Origin of the sequence: Clostridium luticellarii, assembly GCF_002995845.1 — a bacterium.
Taxonomy (GTDB): Bacteria; Bacillota; Clostridia; order Clostridiales; family Clostridiaceae; genus Clostridium_B; species Clostridium_B luticellarii.
Map to the genome: position 1 here is coordinate 1 of NZ_PVXP01000124.1, position 3,775 is coordinate 3,775.

Consider the following 3,775-nt stretch of genomic DNA (forward strand, 5'->3'; position numbering starts at 1 on the left):
ATATTATCACATGTTAAATTGAATACAAAAAGTCAACATATAAATTATTTTATGTGATAAAATGATATAAGAGTAGGTGATTGATTTGAATTATGTAAAAAAGTTTATTTATGATTTAAAGAAAATAGTAGGCGATATGGGATCAGAAGTTTATCTGGTAGGTGGATATATAAGGGATAAACTGATGAATGCTAAAACGGAGCCTAGAGATGCAGATTTTATAATTAATGGAGATATTCATAAATTCGTAAGTGAACTTGAAAAAGTAGGATATAAGTTTTTCCCTATAAAAGAAAACATAGGTATATATAGATGTATATTAAATGGTAATACCATAGATATATCACCTATGAAGGGTGATTCTATTGAAAAAGATCTAGAAGTCAGAGATTTTACTGTAAATGCTGTTGCTATGAGACTTATTGATAATAAAATAGTAGATCCGTTTTATGGAAGAAGAGCATTGAAGAGCAGAATACTTAAAAGTGTAAGTGACAAAAGTTTGGAGGAGGATCCCGTCAGGATATTGAGGGGCATAAGATTTTATATAAAATGTGGAATGCATTTTAATTTGGAGACGGAAAAGCAAATTGAAAATATATCAGGTAGAATAATGGAAGTTCCTAAAGAACGAGTTTTCAAGGAACTGATGCTTATAATAAAAGATGATAAGCTGGGGCTTGCTTTTGAAATTATGGATAACTATGGGATATTGAAAAATATCATACCCTATATAGATGAGCTGAAAACTATAGGAAAATGTAAATATCATACGGAAGACGTATTCACCCATATGAACTTAACATATGGGGTATTTAAGGATATTCTTAGGGGAAAAATAAAATTAAAAGGATTGAATTTAAATATATTTGATCATAAAATAGGTGAATTTAGTTTGCAGGAATATCTAAGCCTGGCCTGCTTTTTACATGATATAGGCAAATATGAAGCCTATAAAAATGAGAATAATAAAATAAGTTTTTATGGACATGATATAATGGGAGCTAGTATATGTGAAAGATTCTGTAATGATATGAAGTTCCCTAAAAAGGCAGAAAAATATATAGAAAATATAGTAAGGGGACATATGTACCCGCTGGGGCTTTTTAAGAAGGATATTTTTCACAATAAAAAAGCTGTTTACAGTTTTTTTTACAATTATGATGTATATGTAGAGGGCATACTCACTACCGCGTTTTGCGACAATTATGCTACTAGAATGAATTTGAATAGGCAAAATGAAAAGCAAAGGTTCAAAGTATTCATCGAATATATGTTAAAGGAATACGAAACCTATTGTAAGATGAATGAGGATAAACTTTTAAATGGAGAAGATATCATAAAAATTTTAGGCAGAAAAGGTCCTGTGGTAAAAAGTGCTCTTCGAGATATTCATATGCTCAGATACTTGGGAAAAATAAGTAACAGAGTAGAGGCAATTGAATATTTAAAATCACAGTCATTTTAGAGTATATTGAGAATATATTAACAACAGGAGTTATCCACGGTGTGGATAACTCCTTATTAATTTGCTGTAAGTGTAATAATATCAATATATGACTTATCCACAGAAAATGTGCATAAAGTTGTGGTTTCTGTGGACAAGTATTTCAGATTACTGTGAATTTTAGAACATAAACAACATAGTTATTCATCTACACTTTGAAATGTGGAAACTATGAAATCGAACTCCTGGGCGTCTGTAATCTCTCCATAACTGTCTTCAGAAATTCCAGGATAATAGTAAAGTATAAATTTCTCCTTGGATACTGTATTTTCAATTATAATATATTTTTTATCCAATTTTACATCCTGCAGTGTAGCAAGTACAGTGTACTTATCATTTTCACCTGTTCTATTGTTTACAAGATTAATTGAAAAGGTATCATGTCTTGTTATGTTTATTTTTTCCCTATCACAGTGTATGATATTTGAGTTATTTTTACACCCTAGACAACTATCGAACTTACAGTCAGCAGTACAGTTCAGACATTCGCAATGGTCGCATTTTTCCAGTTGAGAAAAAGATTCTAAATGATCGTTTTTGTAGGATTCCAACAAGGAAATATATTTATCTGCATTTAATCTTTTGAAAAATTTTTTTGTACTCAGGTCACTTTCTGCAGCATCTATCAATTCTATATATTTTTTCAAAGTTGTTATTTTTGCAGTATATTTTCGCCTGGCTAAGATCTTTTTATCTAGAAAAGGTGAGATGTTATCTATGGCATAACTTATATCCACAAATATTTTTCCGTATTTATCCTTTTCAAGTTTTATAAATTGATGGACTTTATCCATGATATCACCTAATTTTGCTTATATTTTTTCAATTCTTCATCAATGTCAACATCATCTAATTTTTCAAATTCCTTCTCCAAAGTATCTTCTTCCTTTAAATCTCCAAGTCCTTCAGCTAGAGCTTCTTTCTTTTGAATTTTTCTTTCGATATCATCTAAGTTTATCCTATTGTTTCCCGTATCTACATTGGCCATTATTTCATTTACTTTTTTACTGGCTTCAGCATTGTTAAATCTTGCGGCAGCTTCATCTCTGTATACTCTGGTTTTGTGAATTTCCTCATCTAGTTCCTTTAATTTGACTTTTACTGATTCAGCTTTTTCGCAGGCATCCTTGTAACTTGCTTCAAGAGAGGTATAGCTTTTATCAGCCTCTAATTTTCTAGCAAGAGCCTTTTTAGCTAATTCTTCGTTTCCTTTACTTAGGGCAAGTTTTACTTTGCCGTCGAATTCAGCAGATATTCTCTTTGATTCTTCCATCTTTTTTTCAATTTCGTGAACATTTCCCAATATCTGAGCTGAAGATAATTTGGCTTTATTTAAACTGTCCTCCATATCTCTCAATTTTTGATCCAGTAATTCAATGGGGTTTTCCACTTCATCTAAAGTGCCATTTACCTTTGCTCTGAAAATATTGGATATTCTTTTTAATACGCCCATAAAAAATCCTCCTTAAATTATCTTTTTCTTTTAAATTTATTTATTCTGTTTATGATAAAAATTATTATGAGTACTAATATTACAAGCTTAGCAAAACCCCAGAAGAAACTTGCTAAAAGACTGCCTCCGCCATAATAGCCGTTACTATATCCCCAGGGTATGGGAAGTGGTATAGGGAAAAAAGACCTCCTGCTTTCATTGTTATAATTTCCATTAGACTGGGAAGTGCTGCTGCTGGATTTGTTACTGCTGGATTTTGAAGAAGAATTAGGTGTATTGGAAAAACTACCTGATTTAAAATTTCCACTAGAGCTGTTACCATTGGAGCTCTTATGAAAGGTAGACTTGGGTGAAGAAAAACTACCTGATTTAAAACTGCCTCCGGAAGATTTTGAACTACTAATATGTGAAGCAGAAGTTCCAAAACTGTGTCCGCTGGAATGTGAGCCTTTGGCATAAACAATGCCGGAATTATTGTTTACAATTAAATCAGTGGACTGTATGTTAAAAATACCTGTTGATAGAAATAGAAAAGTAAATAATAGTGATATAATAAAGTATTTTTTATTGCACTTAATTTTAGGCACCCCCTTAAGCTCTGACCTTTCTTTTATGGTAACATAATATTTATTTAATGGCTACTAGTCCAATGTACAATTCATGACCTGCAGTTGACATTTGACCTTTTATATTTATTGAACACTAAATCAGATTGTTTTATATCATTTATTATATAGTATTTAATAACCTATAACAAGTATTAATTTAACTCATTTTAGACGATTTTAGACGATTTAACTATAAAAATAATATAT

At 30.8% G+C, this 3,775-nt stretch carries 4 protein-coding genes; 1 reads left to right on the forward strand and 3 read right to left on the reverse strand.

The window, feature by feature from the left end; genetic code table 11:
- Window positions 1–76 precede the first annotated feature (76 nt).
- On the forward strand, window positions 77–1,468 hold the full coding sequence (locus CLLU_RS18150) for a tRNA nucleotidyltransferase/poly(A) polymerase-related protein (protein ID WP_242977755.1): 1,392 nt from the start codon (window positions 77–79) through the stop codon (window positions 1,466–1,468).
- 179 nt (window positions 1,469–1,647) lie between these two features.
- On the opposite strand, the gene CLLU_RS18155 is transcribed toward CLLU_RS18150, so the two are convergent.
- Genes CLLU_RS18155 through CLLU_RS18165 form a run of 3 tightly spaced genes read right to left on the reverse strand, consistent with a single transcriptional unit; the run spans window position 1,648 to window position 3,547 of the window.
- Window positions 1,648–2,301: a DUF1292 domain-containing protein gene (locus CLLU_RS18155; RefSeq protein ID WP_106011162.1), complete on the reverse strand. Its 654-nt coding sequence runs from the start codon at window positions 2,299–2,301 to the stop codon at window positions 1,648–1,650.
- Window positions 2,302–2,309: 8 nt separating this feature from the next.
- The gene (locus CLLU_RS18160) at window positions 2,310–2,960 is read right to left on the reverse strand and encodes a PspA/IM30 family protein (RefSeq protein WP_106011163.1); all 651 of its coding nucleotides are present in this window, start codon (window positions 2,958–2,960) and stop codon (window positions 2,310–2,312) included.
- A 17-nt stretch (window positions 2,961–2,977) separates the two neighbouring features.
- On the reverse strand, window positions 2,978–3,547 hold the full coding sequence (locus CLLU_RS18165; RefSeq protein ID WP_106011164.1) for a hypothetical protein: 570 nt from the start codon (window positions 3,545–3,547) through the stop codon (window positions 2,978–2,980).
- Window positions 3,548–3,775: the final 228 nt, after the last annotated feature.

Bases quoted from the DNA above. Each gene is read 5' to 3' on its own strand.
- CLLU_RS18155 (WP_106011162.1), bottom strand. From the start codon at position 2,301: ATGGATAAAGTCCATCAATTTATAAAACTTGAAAAGGATAAATACGGA.
- CLLU_RS18160 (WP_106011163.1), bottom strand. From the start codon at position 2,960: ATGGGCGTATTAAAAAGAATATCCAATATTTTCAGAGCAAAGGTAAAT.